The organism is Pseudomonas sp. Os17 (assembly GCF_001547895.1).
GTDB lineage: Bacteria > Pseudomonadota > Gammaproteobacteria > Pseudomonadales > Pseudomonadaceae > Aquipseudomonas.
Window position 1 is genome coordinate 518,766 of record NZ_AP014627.1, and the last position, 24,890, is coordinate 543,655.

General features: G+C 64.5%; 13 protein-coding genes and 5 pseudogenes. 6 read left to right on the top strand and 12 right to left on the bottom strand.

Translation table 11 applies throughout. The features are described from left to right. Positions 1-57: 57 nt before the first annotated feature. Entirely contained in the window at positions 58-498 is a 441-nt protein-coding gene (locus POS17_RS02375) for an IgaA/UmoB family intracellular growth attenuator (RefSeq protein ID WP_060837194.1), read from the bottom strand. Between the two features lie 104 nt (positions 499-602). Here POS17_RS02375 and POS17_RS02380 point away from each other — a divergent pair. Further along, positions 603-919: pseudogene (locus POS17_RS02380) on the top strand (helix-turn-helix domain-containing protein); the annotation flags it as partial. A 1-nt stretch (position 920) separates the two neighbouring features. Here POS17_RS02380 and selO read toward each other — a convergent pair. The 7 genes and pseudogenes from selO to POS17_RS32570 all read right to left on the bottom strand — a co-directional run. After that, positions 921-2,384: a protein adenylyltransferase SelO gene (gene selO, locus POS17_RS02385; protein WP_060837195.1), complete on the bottom strand. Its 1,464-nt coding sequence runs from the start codon at positions 2,382-2,384 to the stop codon at positions 921-923. A gap of 49 nt (positions 2,385-2,433) precedes the next feature. Further along, positions 2,434-5,787: a mechanosensitive channel MscK gene (mscK, locus tag POS17_RS02390; protein WP_060837196.1), complete on the bottom strand. Its 3,354-nt coding sequence runs from the start codon at positions 5,785-5,787 to the stop codon at positions 2,434-2,436. 65 nt (positions 5,788-5,852) lie between these two features. Then, complete coding sequence (locus tag POS17_RS02395) at positions 5,853-7,595, bottom strand: potassium/proton antiporter (RefSeq protein WP_060837197.1); 1,743 nt, start codon at positions 7,593-7,595, stop codon at positions 5,853-5,855. A 166-nt stretch (positions 7,596-7,761) separates the two neighbouring features. Beyond that, on the bottom strand, positions 7,762-8,634 hold the full coding sequence (locus tag POS17_RS32555; protein WP_442963163.1) for a methyl-accepting chemotaxis protein: 873 nt from the start codon (positions 8,632-8,634) through the stop codon (positions 7,762-7,764). After that, positions 8,617-9,387: pseudogene (locus tag POS17_RS32560) on the bottom strand (MCP four helix bundle domain-containing protein); the annotation flags it as partial. The gene POS17_RS32555 and the pseudogene POS17_RS32560, both read right to left, overlap by 18 nt. A 196-nt stretch (positions 9,388-9,583) precedes the next feature. Beyond that, positions 9,584-10,456 (bottom strand): methyl-accepting chemotaxis protein, encoded by an 873-nt coding sequence (locus POS17_RS32565; protein WP_442963164.1) that lies wholly within the window; start codon positions 10,454-10,456, stop codon positions 9,584-9,586. Then, a pseudogene (locus POS17_RS32570) lies at positions 10,439-11,209 on the bottom strand (MCP four helix bundle domain-containing protein); the annotation flags it as partial. The pseudogene POS17_RS32570 and the gene POS17_RS32565, both read right to left, overlap by 18 nt. Before the next feature lie 311 nt (positions 11,210-11,520). Between POS17_RS32570 and POS17_RS02410 the strand changes: the two are divergent. From POS17_RS02410 to POS17_RS32580, 4 genes and pseudogenes are all read left to right on the top strand, one after another. Then, positions 11,521-11,751 (top strand): hypothetical protein, encoded by a 231-nt coding sequence (locus POS17_RS02410; protein WP_016962666.1) that lies wholly within the window; start codon positions 11,521-11,523, stop codon positions 11,749-11,751. After that, positions 11,748-12,050, top strand: a complete 303-nt coding sequence (locus POS17_RS02415) for a cell division protein ZapA (RefSeq protein WP_060837200.1) — start codon at positions 11,748-11,750, stop codon at positions 12,048-12,050. The genes POS17_RS02410 and POS17_RS02415 overlap by 4 nt, the downstream gene beginning before the upstream one ends. A 163-nt stretch (positions 12,051-12,213) precedes the next feature. Next, a pseudogene (locus POS17_RS32575) lies at positions 12,214-13,239 on the top strand (HAMP domain-containing protein); the annotation flags it as partial. A 126-nt stretch (positions 13,240-13,365) separates the two neighbouring features. Beyond that, a complete protein-coding gene (locus POS17_RS32580; protein ID WP_375136275.1) occupies positions 13,366-14,106 on the top strand; it encodes a methyl-accepting chemotaxis protein in 741 nt (246 codons plus the stop codon). A 357-nt stretch (positions 14,107-14,463) separates the two neighbouring features. On the opposite strand, the gene POS17_RS02425 is transcribed toward POS17_RS32580, so the two are convergent. Next, positions 14,464-16,266: an acyl-CoA dehydrogenase gene (locus POS17_RS02425; RefSeq protein WP_060837202.1), complete on the bottom strand. Its 1,803-nt coding sequence runs from the start codon at positions 16,264-16,266 to the stop codon at positions 14,464-14,466. A gap of 220 nt (positions 16,267-16,486) precedes the next feature. Then, positions 16,487-20,440 (bottom strand): trifunctional transcriptional regulator/proline dehydrogenase/L-glutamate gamma-semialdehyde dehydrogenase, encoded by a 3,954-nt coding sequence (gene putA / locus POS17_RS02430; RefSeq protein WP_060837203.1) that lies wholly within the window; start codon positions 20,438-20,440, stop codon positions 16,487-16,489. 466 nt (positions 20,441-20,906) lie between these two features. Here putA and putP point away from each other — a divergent pair, with 466 nt between their 5' ends. Continuing rightward, positions 20,907-22,391, top strand: coding sequence for a sodium/proline symporter PutP (putP, locus tag POS17_RS02435; protein ID WP_060837204.1), 1,485 nt, complete (start codon positions 20,907-20,909; stop codon positions 22,389-22,391). 507 nt (positions 22,392-22,898) lie between these two features. On the opposite strand, the gene POS17_RS02440 is transcribed toward putP, so the two are convergent. Further along, a complete protein-coding gene (locus tag POS17_RS02440; protein ID WP_060837205.1) occupies positions 22,899-23,393 on the bottom strand; it encodes a DUF2165 family protein in 495 nt (164 codons plus the stop codon). A 128-nt stretch (positions 23,394-23,521) separates the two neighbouring features. Beyond that, positions 23,522-24,794 (bottom strand): annotated as a pseudogene (locus POS17_RS02445) (O-acetylhomoserine aminocarboxypropyltransferase/cysteine synthase family protein). Positions 24,795-24,890: the final 96 nt, after the last annotated feature.

Below are 24,890 nucleotides of genomic sequence, written 5' to 3' on the forward strand. Positions count from 1 at the left end.
GGGACAGGGCTCGTGGCATGGGCGAGTGGTGAAGGTGGCAGTCGGGCCGCCGGTGCGTCACAGGGCCAGGCGATGCCCGTTGAGGCCGATGACCACGGCGAACGTCTTGGCGATCACCACTTCGGCCTGGTTGCTTTCAGCCAGGAAGCTGGCCATCGGGTAGGGGAATTCCACGGGAATACCGGCGATCGACACGTGTTTTATCGACAGCGCCTGCAGGTCCAGCCCGTCGCTCGCGGTGCCGCCGCTAATCAGATAGACGCTGTCGCTGATCGGCTCGTAGGAGATGCCGCCGCTGCCCTGGATACGTTGCAGGCTGGCGGTCTGTTTGGTCAGTTCGTCCCGTTCGGCCTGGGTAATGGTGCGGTGCGGTTTACCGTGCAGGCGCAGGTCCTGCAGGTTCATGCGGTACTTGGCGCGGCGGCTCAGGTAGATGACGGCCGACACCAGGGTGATCACGCCCAAAGCCAGGGTGACCAGGGTCAGGAACAGGTTCATGCGCATCCTTGCAGGTACTGGACATCAGGGGCGGGCATTATCCGCATCCGCTGCCGACGGGTCCATGCGCAATCTTGTGTTTGGCGCTTTTCTGCACGATGGCCGAGGCGCTGGCCCTGGCACTCGATGAGCTGTTGGACATCATGGCGAAGACGAATCGCACCCACTGGCTTCGCTGGTGGACATCATGGGTGACTGGATCGAGGCCTACGACGAAGAGCACCATCCGATGCCGGCGGTCAGCGCCGTGGAGGTTCTACGTTCGTTGATGGGTGTACATGGCCTGACTCAAAGCGACCTGCCCGGGGTGGGCGCGCAGTCGGTGGTGTCGCAAGTGCTCAGCGGCAAGCGCCAGCTCAACCTGCGGCAGGTCCGCTGGCTGGCCGAGCGCTTCAAGGTGTCGATGGAGACCTTCGTCTGACTCAGGACGAGCAGCTGATTTCCAGGTGCTTGCCCCACTCTGGCGGACGTTCGGCATACCCTTGCATGCCCTCTTGTTCCTCAAAAGGCCGGCTCAGCACCTGGTGCAGGCGCCGCACTTGCGAGTAATCCCCCGACTCGGCGGCGTCGATGGCCTTCTGCGCCAGATAGTTGCGCAGGATGTACAGCGGATTGACCGCGTGCATGCGCTGCCGGCGCAGGTCCTGGCCCTGGATCGGATCCCGGGCGACCCGTTCCCGGTACTGCTCGGCCCAGGCATCGAAGCCGTCGCGGTCGACGAAATCGTCCCGCAGCCGGGCCAGCGCCTGCTCCGGCGCCTGGTCCCCCAGGTGGCGGAAGAACAGGCTGTAGTCGACGCCGCTGTTCTGCATCAGTTGCAGCAGGCGTTCCACCAGTTTCTGGTCGTCGTCCTCGGCCTGGGTGAAGCCCAGGCGCCGACGCATCAGGTCCAGGTAGTGAGCCTGATACAGCGGCAGGAACAGACCGAGACTTTCCCGCAATGCCTCGACGCTGATGAACGGGGTCAGGGCCTGGGCCAGGGCGCTGAGGTTCCACTGGCCGACGGGCACCTGATTGCTGAAGGAGTAGCGACCCTGGTCATCGGAGTGGTTGCAGATGAAGTGGGCGTCGAAATCATCGAGGAAGGCGAACGGGCCGAAGTCGAAGGTGATGCCCAGGATCGACATGTTGTCGGTGTTCATCACCCCGTGGCAGAAGCCGTAGGCCTGCCATTTGGCGATCAGCTCGGCGTTGCGTTCGACGATCTCGCGGAACATCGCCAGGTAGGGTTCCGGCTGCTCCAGGCACTCGGGGAAATGCAGCGTCAGCACATGCTCCCCCAACTGCTTCTGCTGTTCGGGTTTCTTGGTGTAGTAGAAGTACTCGAAATGGCCGAAGCGGACATGGCTCGGCGCCAGGCGCAGGACCATCGCCCCGCGCTCCTGCTTCTCGCGCCAAACCGGGGTGTCCGAGCCGATCACGCACAGCGCGCGGCTGCTGGGAATGCCCAGGGCATGCAGGGCCTCGGAGGCGAGGAACTCGCGGATCGACGAGCGCAACACGGCACGACCATCGCCCATGCGGGAGTAGGGCGTCTGCCCGGCGCCCTTCAGGTGCAAGTCCCAGTGTTCTCCCGCCTGGTTGTAGACCTCGCCCAGCAATAGGCCGCGACCGTCCCCCAGTTGCGGGTTGTAGGAGCCGAACTGATGCCCGGAATAGACCATGGCCCGGGGCTCGGCCTCGGCCCACAGCTTGTGTCCGCCGAACAGCTCGGCGAACACCGGGCTTTCGGCCACGGCCGGGTCCAGGTCCAGCAGCGCCATGGCCGCCGGGCTGGCTGCCACCAGCCTGGGGTTGTCGAGGGGTTCGGGCAGTACGTGGGTCGAGAAGGCGTCGCCCAGGCGAGCGAAGCGGTTGTCGAAGGTCAGTTCGTCGAGGGCTTTCAACGGCCATCTCCCAGCAGAATGTCCGAGCATTCTGCTAGGGATAGAGGCCTTAGTCGAGTTTGCTTGGCGGCGGTTCCTGCAGCGGCTTGCCTTCGGCCACCGGGACGATGGTCTTGGCCTCCGGCTCGATGGGCACCATCTTGTATTCCTGGCCGTGGAGGTTCTTCAGGTAGACCTCCATCTGCCGGAACGAGATGTTGATGTGCTGCTTCTTGAACTCGCGGTTGATGAAGCGGTTGACCTCGTCCACCACCGGGTTGCGGTCCCCCAGTTCGCGAACGTGCATGCGCAGTTCGTGGTCCAGGGTGCTTTCGCCGAAGTTGAGGAAGTACACATGGGGCTCCGGCTCCTTGAGCACCCGCGGGTTGTCCCGGGCGGCCTTGAGCAGCAGCTCTTTCACCAGGTCCAGGTCCGAGCCGTAGTCGACGCCGAGCTTGAGGGTCACCCGGGTCACGGTGTCGGTCAGCGACCAGTTGATCAGTTGCCCGGTGATGAAGGTCTGGTTGGGGACGATGATGTCCTTGCGGTCGAAGTCGGTGATGGTGGTGGCGCGGATGCGGATCTTGCTCACCGTGCCCGACAGGTTGCCGATGGTGATGGTGTCGCCGATGCGCACCGGCCGCTCGAACAGGATGATGATGCCGGAGATGAAGTTGGCGAAGATCGCCTGCATGCCGAAACCCAGGCCTACCGACAAGGCCGCCACCAGCCACTGCAGCTTGTCCCAACTGACGCCGAGGGTGGCCAGGGTCGAGACGAAGCCGACCCCGGCAATGGCGTAGGACAGCAGGGTGGTGGTGGCGTAGGCGCTGCCCTGGGCCAGGTTCAGCTTGGACAGCACCAGCACTTCCAGGAGCCCTGGCAGGTTGCGCGCCAGGGCGAAGGTGATGCCGACAATGATCAGTGCACCGATCACATCGCCGATGCTGATGGGCACCATGCTCATGTTGGCGCCGGTGCCGCTGGTGTATTCGTAGAGGGTGATGTTGTCCAGGTAGGAGAACACCGTGATCAGGTCCGACCAGACCCAGTACAGCGCGGCGATGAAGCCTCCCAGCAGGGCCAGGCGGATCAGGCGCAGGGACTGTTCGTTGACCTTCTCGATGTCCATGGTCGGCTCTTCGACCACCGCGTCGCCGCTTTCCCCGGCTTCCTTGGCCGCCTGGCGCTTGCTCAGGGCCCGCTGGTAGGCCAGGCGCCGCGCCGCAACCCCGAGTCCGCGAACGAAGGTGGCCTCGATCACCAGCCAGAACATCAGCAGGTACAGGGTGTTGATCAGGCGGTCGCTGAGCTTGAGCGCGGTGTAGTAGTAGCCGAAGCACACGGCGATGAACAAGGCGATCGGCAGCAGGGTGAACAGCAGGCCCACCGCCTTGCGGAACAGCGAGGCATTCTCGTGGGCCGGGCTGCTCAGCAGCAGGCGACTCAGCAGCCAGGCCATCAGCCCGTAGCAGGTCAGCACCACGGCGATGCCCAGCACGTCATCGGCCAGGGCCGCGGGTTGGTGCTCGGCAACGGCCACCACGGCCACCAGCGCCAGGACCACCAGCCCCAGGCGGCGGACCCAGCCCTGGAGGAATTCCACCTGGGGTTTTTCCCAGCGGAAATGCAGTTCCGCCACGCCGCCAGGGGCGAGGATCCGATAGGCGGTGTAGAACACCAGCCAGGCCTGGGCGATCTGCAGCAGCGCCGCGCCGAGGTTGGCGTTCTGTCCCCGGGCGTCGATCTGCAGGGCATAGCCGCACAGCGCCAGGCCCAGGGTCACCGGCATCGCCAGGAGAATGTTGACCAGGATCGCCAGCGGCGTGTGCCACTGGCTGTCGCGTTTGAAGTGGCCGATGTCCTTGTGCACCTTGCTCAGGCGCGCGTAGAGGTTCTTGCGCCGCCACAGCAGGGCGCCGATCAGCAGCGCCAGGGGCAGGAACAGCAACGGCCGCTGCGCCAGGCCGTCGGTCAGTTCACTGAGGCTGGAGGCCCAGGGCAGGGTGGTGACCTGTTTCTGCAGGCGCTGGGGCACTTCCTGCAGCCACTCGGCGTCCAGGGGCTTGTTGCTGGGGATCCAGAACATCTGCTCGTCGAGGGTCGCCCGCAGGCTCTGGGAGGTGCTCAGCAACTGCTTCTGGTTCAGCTGCAGGGTGATGGACTCGTTGAGCAGGGCGCTGAGTTCGCGGTTCAGGCGCTCCAGCAGATCGGCGCGGGTCATCGCCAGGTCGATCAGGGTCCGGCGCAGTTGCGGCGTGACCTGCTCCGGCGGCTGGCTCTTGAGCAGGTTGTCGACGTAGGTGCTGGGGCTGCCCAGCAGTTCCCGCTGCTGGTTGACCTCGAATTGATAGAGGCGGATATCGGCGATTTCGTCCGCCAGGTCGCGGTCCAGTTTCAGGCGTGGCAAGGCCTGTTTCTGTTTGTAGAGAATCTTCGACAGCAGCAGGCTGCCCTTGAGCACGTTGATCTGCTCGTCCAGGGCCGCATCGCTCTGGGTCACGCTGTCCAGCTGCTGTTTGGTCTGCAGGTTCTGCTGGGTCAGTTCGTTGAGGCGGTCGGTGCTCTTGAGCAGGTAGTCGGAGAGCTTGAGGTTGGTGGCGCTTTCGGTGGCCAGCAGGCTGCTGCTTCCGGCCTTCTGCGCCTCGATGGACTGCTGGGTCACGGTTTCCTGGGACTGGGCCAGGCGCTTCTGGTTGATCAGGGTCTGCAGGTCCTGGATTTCCTGCTCCAGGCGCGCGGTCTTTTCCATCAGCAGGTCATGCTGGCTGCTGCCCAGATCCTGCAACTGGCTGTTGCCCGCCAATTCCTGGCGGCGCAGGGGAATCAGGGCGTTGATCGCCGCCAGTTCGGCATTCAGCAGGTTGCGTTGATCGGCGCCGAGCAGCTTGCCGCCGTCCTTGCCGGACTTGAGTGCGGCGTTGATCTGCAGGATGCGGGTCTGGCTGCTGCTGATTTCCGCCTGGGCCCGCTCGGGCCGGGTCTGGGCGGTGATGGTCAGGGTGTTGGCGTCGGCCAGGGCCTTTTGCAGCTCCCCTTGCAGGGTGGTGCGTTCGCTCAGCAGTTGCTCCAGTTGCGACACCGCCAGCGAGCCGTAGCGCTGGGCCACCGGCACCACTTTGCTGGCCTTCAGGCGTGCCAGTTCCCGCTGGTTTTCCGTGGTCTGGCGCGGCGCGTTGCTCAACTGCTGGCGCAGGTCGCTGAGGCGTCGCTCGTAGTCCTGCTTGTTGTTCAGCTGATTCAGGGTGTTTTGCAGCAGGGTCTGCAGGGCCTTCTGATCGGCTTCCGGCAATTTGCGTTCGGCGATCTTGTCCAGGCTTTGCTGGACCGACTCGGCACTGGGCGGATCGCCGCCCTGTGCGGCGCCGACAGAGAGACTCAGGCCCAGCAGGGCAACAGCGAAGAATTTACGCAGGTTAGGCATAGAAGTCGGTCAAGCAAATAGGAATGGGGGGACGCGTCGCGACCAGGTCCGACGCGCTCCGCAGTTTAGAGGAAGAGGCCGGGGCCGGGGCGACTTCCTTCGGGGAATCTGACGCCCACCTTGCCGATCTTGTTCCCGTCCATCACCGCCACGGTCCAGATGGTGTTGTTCCACTCCACCTGGTCGCCGACCACCGGTGCACCGCCGACCTTCTGGGCGATGAACGCCCCCAGCGGCATGTCCGCGTCCTGGCCGTCGAGCTTGAGCCCGTAGAGCGCCGACACCGCGCCCAGCTGGGCGTCGCCTTCGAGGACGAAGTCGCCGAAGAAGCGCAGGTCCAGCCCGCGCTCCGGCGCCTGGCTGAAGAGTTTGCCCAGGGCCGGAAGGTTGTGTTCATGGCCGATCACGCACAGCAAGTCATCGGCCTCAAGCACGGTACTACCCGACGGATGGAGCAGTTGCTGGCCGCGAAACAGCGCAGCAATCCGCGTGCCTTCGGGCATCTTCAGCTCCCGCAGGGCGGCGCCGATGCACCACTTTTCCGCTCCCAGGCGGTAGACGAACATCTCCCACTCGCTGGTGACATGGACTTCCAGGGCCGATCGGGAGATCGGCGCCGGGTCCGGCGGCACCGTGACCTTCAGCCACTTGGCCACCCACGGCAGGCTGGTGCCCTGCACCAGCAGCGAGATCAGCACGATGAAGAACGCCAGGTTGAAGTACAGCTGGGCGTTGGGCAGCCCGGCCATCAACGGGAACACCGCGAGAATGATCGGCACCGCGCCCCGCAGGCCGACCCAGGAGATAAAGGCCTTTTCCCGGCCGTGGAAGGCCTTGAACGGCGCCAGGCCCACCAGCACCGACAGCGGCCGGGCGAACAGGATCATCCACAGCGCCAGGCCCAGGGCCGGCAGGGCGATGGGCAGCAGGTCGTGGGGGGTGACCAGCAGTCCCAGCACCAGGAACATGCCGATCTGTGCCAGCCAGGCCATGCCGTCGAGCATGTGCAGGATGCCGTGGCGGCTGCGCACCGGGCGGTTGCCGATCACCAGGCCGCACAGGTACACCGCCAGAAAGCCGCTGCCGTGCAGGGCGTTGGTCAGGGCAAAGACCACCAGGCCGCCGGCGATCACCAGGATCGGGTACAGGCCGTTGGCCAGGTGGATGCGGTTGACCAGTTGCAGCATCAGCCAGCCGCCGCCCAGGCCGATCACCGCGCCGATGCCGAATTCGCGGACCAGGTCCCCCAGCAGGCCCCAGTGCAGGCCGGTGTGGCCGCTGGCGAGCATGTCGATCAGGGTCACGGTGAGAAACACCGCCATCGGATCGTTACTGCCGGACTCAATCTCCAGGCTGGCGGTGACCCGTTCGTTGAGACCCTTGCCCCCCAGCAGCGAGAACACCGCCGCGGCGTCGGTGGAGCCGACGATGGCGCCGATCAGCAGGCCCTGGATCAAATTGAGGTCGAACAGCCAGGCCGCGGCCATGCCGGTCAGCCCGGTGGTGATCAGCACCCCCACCGTGGCCAGGGACAGCGCCGGCCACAGGGCCACGCGGAAACTCGCCACCCGGGTGCGCAGGCCGCCGTCCAGCAGGATCACGGCCAGGGCCAGGTTGCCCACCAGGTAGGCGGTCGGGTAGTTGTTGAAGATGATGCCGCCGCCGTCGACCCCGGCGGTCATGCCCACGGCTAGGATGATCACCAGAATCGGGATGCCGAGCCGGGAGGACAGTGAACTCACCAGAATGCTCGCACCTACCAGCAACGCGCCGATCAAGAACAGGCTGTTGATGGTCGTCGCATTCAAAGGCAGTACTCCAGGGTGAAAAAGGCGGGCGCAAACTGACCATGCAGTCTGCGTGCCAGCGATTCTAACCTGTTGAAATGTGCCGCTGTCAAAAAGCTTTCAATGGCACCGGCCGATCCGGCGCACGTGCTGTGCGCCGGGTCTTTGCCGAGCCTGGCCCGGTGCTTCAAAGGCTGAAGCGCGCCACCAGGCTGTTGAGGTCCACGGCCAGGCGCGACAGCTCGTTGCTGGCTGCACTGGTCTGGTTGGCGCCGGTGGACGATTGCACCGACAAGTCGCGGATGTTCACCAGGTTGCGGTCGACTTCCCGGGCCACCTGGGCCTGTTCCTCGGCGGCGCTGGCGATCACCAGGTTGCGTTCGTTGATCTCGATGATGGCGCTGTTGATGGTGTCCAGGGACAGACCGGCGCCACGGGCGATGTTCAGGGTCGACTCGGCGCGTTCGGTGCTGTTGCGCATCGAGTCCACGGCATGTTCGGTGCCGCTCTGGATGCTGCCGATCATGCGTTCGATTTCGCTGGTGGACTGCTGGGTACGGTGGGCCAGGGCGCGTACTTCATCGGCGACCACGGCAAAGCCGCGGCCGGCCTCGCCGGCACGGGCGGCTTCGATGGCGGCATTGAGCGCCAGCAGGTTGGTCTGGTCGGCCAGGCCGCGGATCACGTCCAGCACCTTGCCGATGTCCCGCGACTCGTTGGCCAGATCGCCGATCAGGCTGGCGGTGCTCTGTACGTCCGAGCTCATGCGCTCGATGGCGGACACGGTTTCCTGCACCAGGTCGCGACCGTCGCCGGCGGAGGTGGTGGCGTTCTTCGAGGCTTCGGAGGTGCTGACGGCGTTGCGGGCCACTTCTTCCACGGCGCTGGTCATTTCATTGACCGCCGTCGCGGCTTGCTCGATCTCGTTGTTCTGCTGGGTCAGGCCACGGGCGCTTTCGTCGGTGACGCTGTTGAGTTCCTCGGCCGCCGAGGCCAGTTGGCCGGCGGAGCCGGAGATGCGTTGCAGGGTGTCGCGCAGTTTTTCCTGCATCTTGGCCATGGCCTGCAACAGGCGCCCGGCCTCGTCGCTGCCGTCGATCCGGATCGGCCGGGTCAGGTTGCCTTCGGCGATCTCTTCGGCGGCGCTCAGGGCGTTGGCGATCGGCAGGGTGATGCTGCGGGTCAGCAGCCAGGCGAACAGCAGGGTCAGGGCGGTAGCCAGCACCAGCAGGCCCACCACCAGAGCGAAGGCCGAGGAGTACTGCTCAGCGGCTTGCTGGTTGGTGTCCAGGGTCTGCTGGGTGTTGATCTCCAGCAGGCGGTTGAGCACGGTGTTCATGGCTTCGGAGTTGTTCAGCAGGTCGGTGTTGAGCAGGTTGCGCAACTCGTCCACCTGATTGCTGCGGGACAGGCTCTTCATCCGCTCTTCGATCTGCCGGTACTGGCCCAGCAACTGCACGTACTGGTCATAGGCGGCTTTTTCCGCCGGGCTGCTGATCAGCTTTTCATAGGTCGTCTGGGCCGTGCGGATCTGCTGGTTGCGCATCTCCAGCAGTTCCACGGTCTTTTGCTGCACATCCGGCTCGCGGTTGACCAGCAAACGGTAGGACAGCACCCGCAGGCGCAGGGTCAGCTGGGTGAATTCGTCGAGGCTCTTGATGCTCGGCACGCTGCTCAGGGTGATGTCCTCGGCGGCACCGCGGATCTTGCTCATCTGATTCAGGGCGAACACCCCGAGGATCAGCATCAAGCCGCCGATCATGGCAAAACCGAGGAAGGCCCGCGGAGCGATATTCATATTACGAAGGGACATGGTGAGTACCAAAAAGGGCGCATCCGTGCGGGGCTTGAGACTGATCTACCGTGACATATCGGTCGTACGACTAAAGTCTTGAGTCACGCCGCGGATTTAGCCGCCCGCCCATGCACCGCCCCGGCAGCGCCAAGCGCCGCTACCCCTGGCTCCAGCCCCCGCACTAGAGGGCTGGAGCAGGACGCAAGGGGGGGTGTTACAGCTGGAACCGGGTCACCAGATTGTTCAGGTCCACGGCCAGGCCCGACAATTCGCTGCTGGCGGAGCGGGTCTGGTTGGCCCCGGTGGTGGATTGCACCGACAGGTCGCGGATGTTCACCAGGTTGCGGTCCACTTCCCGGGCCACCTGGGCCTGTTCCTCGGCGGCGCTGGCGATCACCAGGTTGCGTTCGTTGATCTCGATGATGGCGCTGTTGATGGTGTCCAGGGACAGACCGGCGCCACGGGCGATGTTCAGGGTCGACTCGGCGCGTTCGGTGCTGTTGCGCATGGAGTCCACGGCATGTTCGGTGCCGCTCTGGATGCTGCCGATCATGCGTTCGATTTCGCTGGTGGACTGCTGGGTGCGGTGGGCCAGGGCGCGCACTTCATCGGCGACCACGGCAAAGCCGCGGCCGGCCTCGCCGGCACGGGCGGCTTCGATGGCGGCATTGAGCGCCAGCAGGTTGGTCTGGTCGGCCAGGCCGCGGATCACGTCCAGCACCTTGCCGATGTCCCGCGACTCGTTGGCCAGATCGCCGATCAGGCTGGCGGTGCTCTGTACGTCCGAGCTCATGCGCTCGATGGCGGACACGGTTTCCTGCACCAGGTCGCGACCGTCGCCGGCGGAGGTGGTGGCGTTCTTCGAGGCTTCGGAGGTGCTGACGGCATTGCGGGCCACTTCTTCTACGGCGCTGGTCATTTCATTGACCGCCGTCGCGGCTTGCTCGATCTCGTTGTTCTGCTGGGTCAGGCCACGGGCGCTTTCGTCGGTGACGCTGTTGAGTTCCTCGGCCGCCGAGGCCAGCTGGCCGGCGGAGGCGGAAATGCGTTGCAGGGTGTCCCGCAGCTTTTCCTGCATGGTGAGCATGGCCTGCAACAGGCGGCCGGCTTCGTCGCGGCCATCCACGGTGATCGGTTGGGTCAGGTTGCCTTCGGCGATGGTTTCGGCGGCATGCAGGGCGTTGGCGATCGGCAGGGTGATGCTGCGAATCAGTCGCCAGGCGAACAGCAGGGTCAGGGCGCTGGCCAGTACCAGCAGGCTCACCACCAGATTGAAGGCGGTGGTGTATTGCTCGGCCGCGTCTTGATCGGCGGCCTGGGAGTACTGGGTGTTGATCTCCACCAGTTGGTTGAGGAGGGCGTTGATCTTTTCGGCGCTGGCCATCAGTTCGGTGTTGAGCAACTGCTGCATGCTTTCGAGCTGGTTGTTGTGCGACAGCTCGATCAACTGGGCTTCCAGTTGGCGGTGGTGGCTCAGCAGCTCCAGGTACTGATCGTAAGCGGCTTTTTCCTCGGGGCTGCTGATGAGCTGTTGGTAGCGGGCCCGGGTTTCATCGATCTTCTGGTTGCGCTGGCTGATGGAGTCCAGGGTCTTTTGCTGTTCCTCGGGGTCGCGGTTGAGCAGCAGTCGATAGGCCTGGACCCGCAGGCGCAGGCTCAGTTGGGTGAAGTCGTCGACGCTCTTGATGCTGGGGATGGTGTCCTGGGTGATGCGTTCGGTCGCCGCGCGGATCTTGCTCATCTGGTTCAGGGCAAAGATCCCCAGAAACAGCATCAAGCCACCTATCAGGGCAAAACCGAGGAATGCCCTCGGAGCGATATTCAGGGTACGCAGGGACATTGAACCTACCTCGGATGTGCGCAGCTTGCGCGTGTGGGGCTGGGAAGTACCTGTGCTATCGCGTTGAAAAAATGCTTCTTGAATCGTCAGGAGCAGTTTCAGAAAAGTCTGAGTGCTCGTTGGGAAATTTCAGAAAAGTCCCGACGGCCCGACGGAACGTCAGGAACCCACAGGGCGAATGGCAGTCTCTAGCAGCTCTCGCGGAAGGGTCACCGCCAGTAAAATCAAGGCCTTGCGCCTGGATAACCCTGGTATCCAAGGTGACTTTTCTTTATCGTACGCGCCCTTTGCAAAAAGCCCGGAAGATCAAAATGTTGGAAGCATCCCTCAGCCAATTGGAACAGCTGGTCAGCGACCTGGTGCTACAGAACCAGGAGCTGCTCGGCACGAACGCAGCCCTCAAGGAACAACTGGCCCAGGCCAAGGATGAAAACGAAAGCCTGCAATTGAGCCTGATGGAACAGGAAGAGAAACAAGGCGCGACCGCAGCCCGCATCCAGGCCCTGGTTGAGCGCGTCAGTGCGAGCCCGGCCAACCCATGAGACACCATATCGATGGGGTGAAGGTGATCTCGATCCTGGGCGAGGATTACTCGATCAAGGCCCCGGCCGGTGAGGAACAGACCCTCATGGACGCCGCGCTGATGCTCAAGGCGGCCCTGGCCGACACCAAGAAGAAATACCCGACGCTGATTGGCGAGCGCCTGCTGGTGCTGGCGGCGATGAACCTGTGCTCGCAGCAGATCGAGATGCAAAAGCGCCATGCCCAGGAACTGGCCCGTTATGAGGAGCAGGTGAGCGCCACCGTCGAGGTGATCGCCAAGACCATTCAACAGAATTGATGGAAGTGCACACAGCCGGCGGGTAACGGGTTGGACAAGCAGGGTCAATGTTTGTATACAACTTCCCGCGGCTGGCGCGGTATCTCAGCCTCTTATAACCATAAGAAAGAGGTGTTCCATGCAATTCTGGCGACGCAGTATTCAATGGCAGCTGATCCTCAGCATGGGGTCGGCCCTGTTGGTCAGCCTGCTGGTGGTAGTAGCCATCTACACGGTACTGATCAATCACCTGACCCAGAACTATCTGGTGGACAGGGCGCTACCTTCGAGCATCGAAGCCATGCGCAACGATATCGAGCGCATTCTCACCCAGCCGCTGACCGCCGCCCGGGACCTGGCCGGCAACGGCATGCTGCGCGACTGGCTGGCGGCGGGCGAGGACCCGGCTCGGGCGCAGAGCTTCATCAGCTACCTGGAAGACATCCGCGCCGAGAACCAGGCGTTCACCACCATGATGGCCAGCCCGCTCAGCCATCATTACTACAACCAGAAAGGCCTGGACCGGACCCTCAGCCGGGACAATCCCAAGGACGCCTGGTTCTATCGCTTTATCGACAGCGGCAAGCCGCGAGTGCTGAACATCGATATCGACGTTGCCAGCGGCGAGCTGGCGCTGTTCATCAACTACCGGGTCGAGAAGGACGGTGCGCTGGTGGGCGTCACCGGCCTGGGCTTGCGCATGACCGAGCTGTCGAAGCTGATTCACGACTACAGCTTTGGCGAGCGCGGCCGGGTGTTTCTGGTGCGCAGCGATGGTTTGATCCAGGTCCATCCGGACGCCGAATTCAGTGGCAAGCGACAGTTGTCCGAGCAGATCGGCGCGACCGCCGCCGAGGCGCTGATGGGGCACGAGGGGCTGACCAGCAGTCATTTCGAGCGTGACGGCGAAGACTACCTGGCCCTGAGCCTGCCCCTGCGCGGCTTTGGCTGGAGCCTGGTGGCCGAGGTGCCGCAGGAGCAGATCTACGCCGAGGCGCATCGGGCGATCTGGCTCACCAGCCTGATCGGCCTGGGCATTGCCGCGGTCTGCCTGTTGCTGGTGGTACTGCTGGCCCGTGGCCTGGTGCGTCCGGTCCGGCAAGTGACCGAGGGGCTGGTGGCCATCGGCAGCGGTGGCGGTGACCTGACCCTGCGCCTGGACGCCAGCCGCGCCGACGAACTGGGGGACTTGGCGCGGGGCTTCAACCGCTTCCTCGACAGCCAGCGCGGCATGATCGGCGAGGTGCTGGCCACCACCGAACGCCTGCGTTCCTCGGTGAGCCAGGTGGCGGCGGTGGTGGAGAACACCGCCGAGCGCTCCGGACAGCAACAGGAAATGACCGACACGGTGGCCACTGCGGTGCACCAGATGGGCCTGACGGTCCAGGACATTGCGCGCAATGCGGGGCAAGCGGCGGACGCTTCCCAGGCGGCCCGGGACGAAGCCTTGCAGGCCCGGGAGGTGGTGGGCGGCTCGATCCGGCATATCGAAAGCATGTCCGGGGACATTGCCCTGGCCGCCGGCGCCGTGAGCGAGCTGGCGGAACAGGTGGCCTCCATCGACCAGGTGCTGGCGGTGATTCGCGGGGTTTCCGAACAGACCAACCTGCTGGCCCTCAACGCCGCCATCGAAGCGGCCCGGGCCGGCGAGATGGGCCGTGGCTTTGCCGTGGTCGCCGATGAAGTGCGCACCCTGGCCCAGCGCACCCAGACCTCCACCGATGAAATCCAGCAAATGATCCAGGGCCTCAAGCAAGGCGCGGAGAACGCGGTGTCCTCGATGCATGCCGGGCAGACGGCGACCGGCACCGGCGTTGAATCCAGCCAGCGCACCGGCGCCTCGCTGACCGCGATCACCGGGCAGGTGGAGCGCATCAGCGACATGAATCAGCAGGTGGCCACGGCCACGGAGCAGCAGTCGACGGTGACCGAAGAGATCAACCGCACGGTGCAGGGGATTTCCGATCTGGCCCGGGCCACGGCGGCCGAAGTGCATGGCTGCCGTGAAGACTGCCGGACCCTGCAGCGCCTGGCCGAGGATCTGGTGCGCCAGGTGGGTGGTTTCAAGCTGCACTGACCAGCCTGTAGGAGCTGGCTTGCCAGCGAACCTCGGGCCGCGCAATGCCAGGCCTGACGCTTTCGCCGGCAAGCCGGCTCCTACGGGTGTGGAGTGAAGGTTCTGGTAGGAGCTGGCTTGCCAGCGAACCGCGCGCCGCGCAATGCCAGGCCTGACGCTTTCGCCGGCAAGCCGGCTCCTACGGGTGTGGAGTGAAGGTTCTGGTAGGAGCTGGCTTGCCAGCGAACCTCGGGCCGCGTAGTGCCAGGCCGGACGCTTTCGCCGGCAAGCCGGCTCCTACGGGTGTGGAGTGAAAGTTCTGGTAGGAGCTGGCTTGCCAGCGAACCGCGCGCCGCGGTGTGACAGGCCGCCTGGGCCTCAGAACCAGGCGTCCTGCATCTCCAGGCAGGTGGCGTCCCGTGCTTCCAGCAGGGTCAGCTCATGCTGGCAGGCCGGCACTTCCCAGGTCAGGAAGTAGCGCGCGGCCTGCAGCTTGCCCCGATAGAAATCCCGATCCGCCGCCACTTCCCGGGCCAGTCCTTCCTCGGCCCTGATGGCCTGTTCCAGCCAGCGCCAGCCGATCACCGCGTGACCGAAGGCCTTCAGATACAGCGCCGAGTTGGCCAGGGTCGCCGTGACCTTGCCAGTGGCCAGATCCCCCAGCAGACCCAGGGTCACGCCCTGCAGGCGCGACACCAGTTGCTCCAGAGGCTGGCGCAGGGCATCCAGCGACGGATGGGCGCGGGCCCGCTCGCCGGTCTCGGCGATCAGGCGGATCAGGCGCTTGAGCCCGGCGCCGCCGTTCTGCGCCAGCTTGCGGCCCAGCAGGTCGAGGGACTGGATGCCGTGGGTGCCTTCATGGATCGGGTTCAGGCGGTTGTCGCGGTAGTACTGCTCCACCGGGTATTCCCGGGTATAGCCGTGGCCGCCGAGGATCTGGATCGCCAACTCGTTGGCCTTGAGGCAGAACTCCGACGGCCAGGATTTGACGATCGGGGTCAGCAGGTCCAGCAGTTCGTGGGCCTGCTGGCGTTCGCCGTCGTCGGCCAGGGTGGTGGTGTCATCGAACAGCCGCGCCGCATACAGCCCCAGGTCGAAGGCACCTTCGACGTAGGCTTTCTGGGTCAGCAGCATGCGTCGCACATCGGCGTGCTGGATGATCGAAACCGGTGCGGTGGTGGGGTCCTTGCTGTCCGGCAGGCGACCTTGCGGGCGTTCACGGGCGTATTCCAGGGAATACAGGTAGCCGGCATAACCCAGCATCACCGCGCCCATGCCGACGCCGATCCGCGCCTCGTTCATCATCTGGAACATGTAGCTCAGGCCCTGGTGCGGCTGGCCCACCAGATAGCCGACGCAGTGGCCGTTATCGCCGAAGTTCAGCGCGGTGGAGGTGGTGCCGCGCCAGCCCATCTTGTGGAACAGCCCGGCCAGCAGCACGTCGTTGCGCGGCCCCAGGCTGCCGTCGTCGTTGACCAGGAACTTGGGCACGATAAACAGCGAAATGCCCTTCACCCCGGGCGGTGCGTCCGGCAGCTTGGCCAGGACCATGTGCACGATGTTCTCCGACAGCGGGTGGTCACCGCCGGAGATGAATATCTTGTTGCCCTTGAGCCGGTAGCTGCCATCGCCTGCCGGTTCGGCGCGGGTGCGGATATCGGCCAGCGAGGAGCCGGCATGGGGCTCGGTCAGGGCCATGGTGCCGAAGAAGCGGCCGTCGATCATCGGTTGCAGGAAGCGTTGTTTCTGCTCGTCGGTGCCAAAGCTTTCGATCAGGTTGGCCGCGCCCATGGTCAGGAACGGGTAAGACGTGGTGGCCGCGTTGGCCGCCTGGAAATGGGCGAAGCAGGCCTGGGACAACAGGGTCGGCAACTGCATGCCGCCTGCGTCGAAACTGCGCGCGGCGTTGAGGAAGCCGGCTTCGAGGAAGGCGTCCACCGCCGGTTTCACTTCAGGAATCAGCACCGCCTGGCCGTCTTCGTAGCGCGGCTCGTGTTCATCGCCCTTGCGGTTGTGCGGGGCGAAGTACTTCTCGGCGATGTTGCGCGCGGTGCCCAGGGCGGCATCGAAGGTTTCGCGATTGTGCTCGGCAAACCGCTCGCGCTGGGTCAGGCCCTCGGCGTCGAGCACCTCATACAGTTCGAAAGCCAGATTGCGGGAACTGAGCAGCGTCTCGGACATGGCGGCATACCTGTTGGTTAGGGAATGGACCGAGTCTAGGCGCGTGAATAAAGGCTGAATAGAAAGATTGATGAAGGTGATGGAGGGGCAGAAGCAGCTACAAGCTACAAGCTACAAGCTACAAGCTACAAGCTACAAGCTACAAGCTACAAGCTACAAGCTGCAGGCAAAGGCGTTGCACCCTTACTTGCCGCTTGTAGCTTGCAGCTTGTCGCTGCTCTTAACCGATGGTCATCAGGCTGGCGTTGCCGCCGGCCGCCGCGGTGTTGACGCTCAGGGCGCGCTCGATCACCAGGCGTTCCAGGGCAATCGCCGTCTCGCCCTGGGACAGGCCCTGGACGCCGACGATGGCGCCGGCACGCTGGGCCACTTGCTGGCAAACGCCGCGCAGTTGGTCAGAGTCGCCGTGGTGCAGGACCGCGTCGAACACCACCTCGTCCTTGGTCCAGTCGGCCACACGCTGGATGCGTGCCTGCACGTCCTTCGGCAGACGGGCGAACAGTGCCTTGCTGAGCTCGCTTTCCGGCCAGACTGCCGAACCGCCGACTGCCAGCACGGCCGCCAGTTGGGTCAGCAGATCGCCTTCGATGTCCGCCAGGCACAGCACGTGCTCGCGAGGCAGGATGGCGTAGCTGTTGCGTTCGCCGGTCGGGCCGGTCAGTTGCCGGGTGATGCCGCTTTGCGATTGGCCGGCGAACTGTTTGCACAGGGTCGCCAGTTCCGCCAGCTTGTTGCTCTCGGCCCAGGCTTGCAGGGCATTGAGCGGCTTGCCGAGGACTTCGCGCAGGCGCAGGTCCGGAGCGTTGGCGGCATCGGCGCGGGCGAAGGATTGCTCGATGGCGTCCACCGGACGGGTCGACAGCAGGCGGTACAGGTACAGCGGGCCGCCGGCTTTCGGGCCGGTGCCCGACAGGCCTTCGCCGCCGAACGGCTGCACGCCGACCACGGCACCGACGATGTTGCGGTTGACGTAGACGTTACCGGCGTGGACGTTGTCCACCACCTTGGCGATGGTTTCGTCGATCCGGGTGTGCACACCCAGGGTCAGGCCATAGCCGGAGGCGTTGATCTGGGCGATCAGCTGGTCGATGTCCTTGCGCTTGTAGCGCACCACGTGCAACACCGGGCCGAAGATCTCGCGTTGCAGCTCATCGAAGCTTTCCAGCTCGATCAGGGTCGGTATGACAAAGGTGCCGCGCTTGCATTCTTCGCTGTCGGCAATGGCCATCTGGTACACGCTGCGACCTTTGTCGCGCATGGCCTGGATGTGCTTCTCGATGCCGGCCTTGGCTTCGGCGTCGATCACCGGGCCGATGTCCACCGACAGGCGCTCCGGGTTGCCCAGGCGGCTTTCGGCCATGGCGCCCTTGAGCATTTCGATCACGCGGTCGGCGGAATCTTCCTGCAGGCACAGCACGCGCAGGGCCGAGCAACGCTGGCCGGCGCTGTCGAAGGCCGAGGACACCACATCGATGACCACTTGTTCGGTCAGGGCCGAGGAGTCGACGATCATCGCGTTCTGGCCGCCGGTTTCGGCGATCAGCGGGATCGGGCGGCCCTGGTTGTCCAGGCGCCCGGCGATGTTGCGTTGCAGCAGGCGCGCGACTTCGGTGGAACCGGTGAACATCACGCCCTTGACGCGCTCGTCACCAACCAGGCGGGCACCGACGCTTTCGCCCTGGCCCGGCAGCAGTTGCAGCACGCCTTCGGGAATCCCGGCTTCGAGCAGCAGGCGCACGGCCTGGGCCGCCACCAGCGGGGTCTGTTCGGCCGGCTTGGCCAGTACCGGGTTGCCGGCGGCGAGGGCGGCGGCGACCTGGCCACTGAAGATCGCCAGCGGGAAGTTCCACGGGCTGATGCACACCACCGGACCCAGCGGACGATGGGCGTCGTTGCTGAAGTCATTGCGAGCCTGCACCGCGTAGTAACGCAGGAAGTCCACGGCTTCACGCACTTCGGCGATGGCGTTGGCGAAGGTCTTGCCGGCTTCGCGGGCCAGCAGGCCCATCAGTGGCTGGATCTCGCCTTCCATCAGGTCGGCGGCGCGTTCCAGGATCGCGGCGCGTTCGGCCGGCGGCGTGGCCTGCCAGATCGGCGCGGCGTTGAGGGCGCACTGGATGGCGTTGTCGACGTCTTCGACCGTGGCTTCCTGTACGTGGCCCACCACATCGCGATGGTCCGACGGGTTGAGGACCGGCGCCGGGGTTTCGTTGCTGGCGGCGCAACCGAGCATCGGCGCGGCCTTCCAGTTGTTGTGGGCGGTGGCCAGCAGTGCGCAGGACAGCGACGCCAGGCGGTGTTCGTTGGCCATGTCGATGCCGGCGGAGTTGGCGCGTTCGGCGCCATACAGGTCACGCGGCAGCGGAATGCGCGGGTGCGGCAGGCCGAAGCCGCCTTCCAGGGTGGCCATCTGCTCGATCTGGCTCACCGGGTCGGCCACCAGTTCCTGGATCGAGATCGACTGGTCGGCAATACGGTTGACGAACGAGGTGTTGGCGCCGTTTTCCAGCAGGCGGCGAACCAGGTAGGCCAGCAGGGTTTCGTGGGTGCCGACCGGTGCGTACACGCGGCACGGACGGTTCAGCTTGCCATCGGCGACCTTGCCCACCACTTGCTCGTACAGCGGTTCGCCCATGCCGTGCAGGCACTGGAACTCGTACTGGCCGGGGTAATAGTTCTGACCGGCAATGTGGTAGATCGCCGACAGGGTGTGGGCGTTGTGGGTGGCGAACTGCGGGTAGATGACTTCCGGCACCGACAGCAGTTTGCGTGCGCAGGCGATGTAGGAAACGTCGGTGTACACCTTGCGGGTATAGACCGGATAGCCTTCCAGGCCTTCGACCTGGGCGCGCTTGATCTCGCTGTCCCAGTAGGCGCCCTTCACCAGGCGGATCATCAGGCGGTGACGGCTGCGACGGGCCAGATCGATCACGTAGTCGATCACGTACGGGCAGCGCTTCTGGTAGGCCTGGATCACGAAGCCGATACCGTTCCAGCCGGTCAGTTGCGGCTCGAAGCACAGGCGTTCCAGCAGGTCCAGGGACAGCTCCAGGCGGTCGGCTTCCTCGGCGTCGATGTTCAGGCCGATGTCGTACTGCTTGGCCAGCAGGGTCAGGGACAGCAGGCGCGGGTACAGCTCTTCCATCACGCGCTCGTACTGGGCGCGGCTGTAGCGCGGGTGCAGGGCCGAGAGCTTGATCGAGATGCCCGGGCCTTCATAGATGCCGCGGCCGTGGGAGGCCTTGCCAATGGAATGGATGGCCTGCTCGTAGGAGGCGAGGTATTTCTGCGCGTCGTGCTCGGTCAGTGCCGCTTCGCCGAGCATGTCGTAGGAATAGCGGAAGCCCTTGGCTTCGAACTTGCTGGCGTTGGCCAGGGCTTCGGCGATGGTTTCGCCGGTGACGAACTGCTCGCCCATCAGGCGCATGGCCATGTCCACGCCCTTGCGGATCATCGGCTCGCCGCTCTTGCCGATGATGCGGCTCAGGGAAGAGGTCAGGCCGGCCTCGTTGTGGGTCGACACCAGCTTGCCGGTGAGCAACAGGCCCCAAGTGGCAGCGTTGACGAACAACGACGGGCTGTTGCCCAGGTGCGGCTGCCAGTTGCCGGTGCTGATCTTGTCGCGGATCAGCGCGTCACGGGTGCCCTTGTCGGGAATGCGCAGCAGGGCTTCGGCCAGGCACATCAGCGCCACGCCTTCCTGGGACGACAGGGAGAATTCCTGCAGCAGGCCCTGGACGATACCGGCACGGCCGCCGGCGCTCTTCTGGTTGCGCAGTTTCTCGGCGATCGAGGCCGCCAGCTTGTTCGCGGCTTCGGCGGTGGCGGCCGGCAGGCGCGCCTGCTCCAGCAGCATCGGCACCACTTCCGGCTCCGGACGACGGTAGGCGGCGGTGATCGACGCGCGCAGCACCGATTGCGGGAGGATGCTCTCGGCGAACTCCAGGAAGCATTGGTGAGCGTGATCGGTCTGCACCTCGCCGGCGTCATCGCCGTCTTTGGCGGTGACACTGCTCAGCTCGGACAGGGTTGCACCACCCTCGAGTTTTTCCAGGTAATTGAAAATCGCCTGCTTGATCAGCCAGTGCGGCGTACGATCGATCGAGGCCGCAGCGGCCTTGAGGCGCTCGCGGGTTGGGTCGTCGAGTTTGACCCCGAGGGTGGTGGTAGCCATATTTTTATCCTCATGTTTGCCACGCACGTGTGGCATCAGCTGGCGGCAAGATTATCCGCGCGCTGAAATAGGTGCAACCGGGTGCAACCCATTTTCGGACGGAAAAAACCGCAGCTTGTCAGGAATAAAATTCCTGCCTGATCCGGCTTGCCTCCTGATGGTGCATTTACTTCTGAAAAACCGGTTTCTTGCTCCAAAAGGGAGCAAAAGCGTCGTTGGCAGCCGATTATTCGACAAGGTGCAACTTAATCGCCGCAAATTGGTTGCACCTTGTTCATTTTGTTGCATAGGATTCGCGCCCAAGGTGCAACCGACCCCTTTTTGGGGTGGTTCATCGGCTGATGGCTTTCCTGGGGAAACATCAGTCATAAATGCGCGGCTCGCCTGACCGTCTGCCAAATACCATCGTTTGGCGTCGGCGGGCAGTGACCGCCGCACCATAAAAACAAAGCCAGGGCGTAACTCAATGAGTGCAAGCAATCCCACCCTGATCACCTTCGTGATCTACATCGCAGCAATGGTGCTGATCGGCTTCATGGCCTATCGCTCCACCAACAACCTTTCCGACTACATTCTGGGCGGCCGTAGCCTGGGCAGCGTGGTGACTGCGCTTTCCGCCGGTGCTTCCGACATGAGTGGCTGGTTGCTGATGGGCCTGCCGGGCGCCATCTACATGTCCGGTCTGTCGGAAAGCTGGATCGCCATCGGCCTGATCGTCGGTGCCTACCTGAACTGGCTGTTCGTGGCCGGTCGCCTGCGGGTACAGACCGAGCACAACGGCGATGCCCTGACCCTGCCGGACTACTTCTCCAGCCGTTTCGAAGACAAGAGCGGCCTGCTGCGGATCATCTCTGCGGTGGTGATCCTGGTGTTCTTCACCATCTATTGCGCCTCGGGCATCGTTGCCGGCGCCCGTCTGTTCGAAAGCACCTTCGGCATGCCTTACGAGACAGCCCTGTGGGCCGGCGCGGCCGCGACCATTGCCTACACCTTTGTCGGTGGTTTCCTGGCAGTGAGCTGGACAGATACCGTACAAGCCACCCTGATGATCTTCGCCCTGCTGCTGACCCCGATCATCGTGCTGCTGGCCACCGGTGGCGTCGACACCACCTTCCTGGCCATCGAGGCTCAGGACCCGACCAACTTCGACATGCTCAAGAACACCACCTTCATCGGCGTGATCTCGCTGATGGGCTGGGGCCTGGGCTACTTCGGTCAGCCGCACATCCTGGCGCGCTTCATGGCGGCGGACTCGGTGAAATCGATCGCCAACGCTCGTCGCATCTCCATGACCTGGATGATCCTGTGCCTGGGTGGCACCGTGGCCGTGGGCTTCTTCGGCATCGCCTACTTCTCGGCGCATCCGGACGTGGCCGGCCCTGTGAGCGAAAACCCTGAGCGGGTGTTCATCGAACTGGCCAAGCTGCTGTTCAACCCGTGGGTTGCCGGTGTGCTGCTGTCGGCCATCCTGGCGGCGGTAATGAGTACCCTGAGCTGCCAGTTGCTGGTGTGCTCCAGTGCCCTGACCGAAGACTTCTACAAGGCCTTCCTGCGCAAGCACGCCTCGCAGCTGGAACTGGTATGGGTCGGTCGCGCCATGGTGCTGGTGGTGGCGCTGATCGCCATCGCCATGGCGGCCAACCCGGAAAACCGCGTACTGGGCCTGGTGAGCTATGCCTGGGCCGGTTTCGGCGCCGCCTTCGGTCCTGTGGTGCTGATCTCGGTGATGTGGAAAGGCATGACCCGCGACGGCGCGCTGGCCGGGATCATCGTCGGTGCCGTCACCGTGATCCTGTGGAAGCACTTCGCTCTGCTGGGCCTGTACGAAATCATCCCGGGCTTCATCTTCGCCAGCCTGGCGATCCTGCTGGTGAGCAAGATGGGCGCGCCGACCGCTGGCATGGTTCAGCGTTTCGAAGCGGCCGAGAAGGATTTCAAGCTCAACCACTGAGTACGAAGGCCAGGCCCTGATTCTCCAGGGCGCTGAACAACGGCCCGCTGCGTTATCGCAGCGGGCCGTTTTTTTTGCGGTTCGGCTAGCGGCTGCCGCAGGCTGCGAACCTGATGGGCGGCATTCCGGCGCAGCGGTGGCGGCGCTCTGAAGAACGCCAAGGCTCGTCTGGCAATCGCCAGGCAAGGCCTTGCCATGGCTCGGCAGCGGCTACAACCAATGCCGATCCGAGATTGGTGTAGCCGCTGCCGCAGGCTGCGAACGGCCCGAAGGGACGCGGCGCTCTCACGGCCGATGAGCTCCGACAGGGGATCGCCAGGCAAGGCCTTGCAGGCCTTTGCGCAGCCTCGCCATGGCTCGGCAGCGGCTACAACCAATGCCTATCCGAGATTGGTGTAGCCGCTGCCGCAGGCTGCGAACGGCCCGAAGGGACGTGGCGCTCTCAAGGCCGATGAGCTCCGACAGGGGATCGCCAGGCAAGGCCTTGCAGGCTCGGCGGCGGCAGGGTTAGTGCAGTTCTGCGTCCGGCTGGTTGAGGAAGATCAACACGCCAAGGATCGCCATGTAGAACTTGAAGGCGGCGTCCTGGCCGTTCCAGACCTTGGATTGCCACATCATGAACCACTCGCCGCCCACCACCATGAAGCCGAAGAACCAGACGCAGAAGCCCAGGCAGAAGCCGGCAATGGCCCAGCCCTTGGAGCGGTTGAAGTAGCTGGCCACGCCGTGCCGTGCCAGCCACAGGCGCAGCGCGCCGACGACCAGCAGCACACCGGTCAGGGCTTCGCCGCCGATGATCAGCCAGTAACCGAGGTTCCACAGCAGCGGCAGGGTCACGGCGCGGTCGGTGGCGGTGTTGTCGGGGAACACGCTGTCCATGCTCAGTACATGCTGGACAAAGGCAAAGTTGGAGCCGTAGTCGCTGATGTTGTTGTAGGCCACCAGCAGCGCGAAGGCCGCGACAGCCAGGGTCATGGTGATCTTTACGTAACGCACAATCATGGTTGAGTCCTTTGCGGGTAAGAGAGGTTCCTGGGGGCTGTCGGTGGGGAGGGCGCGCCGGTGCCGACGCGGGTTGCTCAATGCTTGGGACACGGGCCCGCCACCCTCGGGCGGCGGGCCTTGCGGGGTCAGGCCTGGCGCAGCGCCTGATCGAGGTCCTCGAGCAGGTCTTCGATGGCTTCGATGCCCACCGAGAGACGGATCATCTCCGGTTTGACCCCGGCCTTGGCCTGCTCTTCTTCGTTCATCTGCCGGTGGGTGGTGGAGGCCGGGTGGCAGGCCAGGGACTTGGCGTCGCCGATGTTCACCAGGCGCTTGAAGATCTGCAGGGCGTCGTAGAAGCGCACGCCCGCGGCGTAGCCGCCCTTGAGACCGAAGGACAGGATCGCCGACGGCTTGCCCTGCATGTACTTGCGCGCCAGTTCATGGTGCGGGTGATCGGGCAGGCCGGCGTAGCTGACCCAGGCCACCAGCGGGTGATCCTTGAGGAACTGCGCGACCTTGATGGCGTTGTCGGTGTGGCGCTCCATGCGCAGGGCCAGGGTTTCCAGGCCTTGCAGCAGGAGGAAGGCGTTCATCGGCGCCAGCGCCGCGCCGGTGTTGCGCAGCGGCACGGTGCGGGCCCGGGCGATAAAGGCCGCCGGGCCGAAATTTTTCGGTGTAGACCACACCGTGGTAGGCCGGCTCCGGGGTATTGAGGCTGGCGAATTTCTGCGGATGCTCGGCCCAGGGGAAGTTGCCGCTGTCGACGATCACCCCGCCCAGGGAGTTGCCATGGCCGCCGACGTACTTGGTCACCGAGTGCACCACGATGTCGGCGCCGAACTGGATCGGCTTGCACAGGATCGGCGTGGCCACGGTGTTGTCCACCATCAGCGGCACGTTGCGGGCGTGGGCGGCCTGGGCCAGTCCCTCGATGTCGACGATGTTGCCCGCCGGGTTGCCGATGCTCTCGCAGTACACCAGCTTGGTCTTGTCGTCGATCAGCTCGGCGATGGCCTCTGGCGAATCGTCCCGGGCGAAACGCACTTCGACGCCGAAGCTGGGCAGCAGGTGGGCGAACAGGGTGTAGGTGCCGCCATACAGCTGCGGGGTGGAAACAACGTTGTCGCCGGCCTGGGTCAGGGTCTGGATCGCGTAGTGGATCGCGGCGCTGCCGGCGGCCACCGCCAGCCCGGCGATCCCGCCTTCCAGAGCGGCCATGCGCTGCTCCAGCACATCGTTGGTGGGGTTCATGATGCGGGTATAGATGTTGCCGGGCACATCCAGGTTGAACAGGTCGGCACCGTGCTGGGCGTTGTCGAACTCGAAGGCGACGTTCTGGTAGATGGGCACGGCCACGGCCTTGGTGGTCGGGTCCGACTTGAATCCATGGTGCAGCGCAATCGTTGCGTCTTTCATAAATCCTCGACTCAGTAGCAATCCGTTTATGAGCACAGCCAGGCAGGTCGTGTGCCCGCGCAGCAGTCAGTGGTCCCGTGTGTCTGAGTCGCCAGC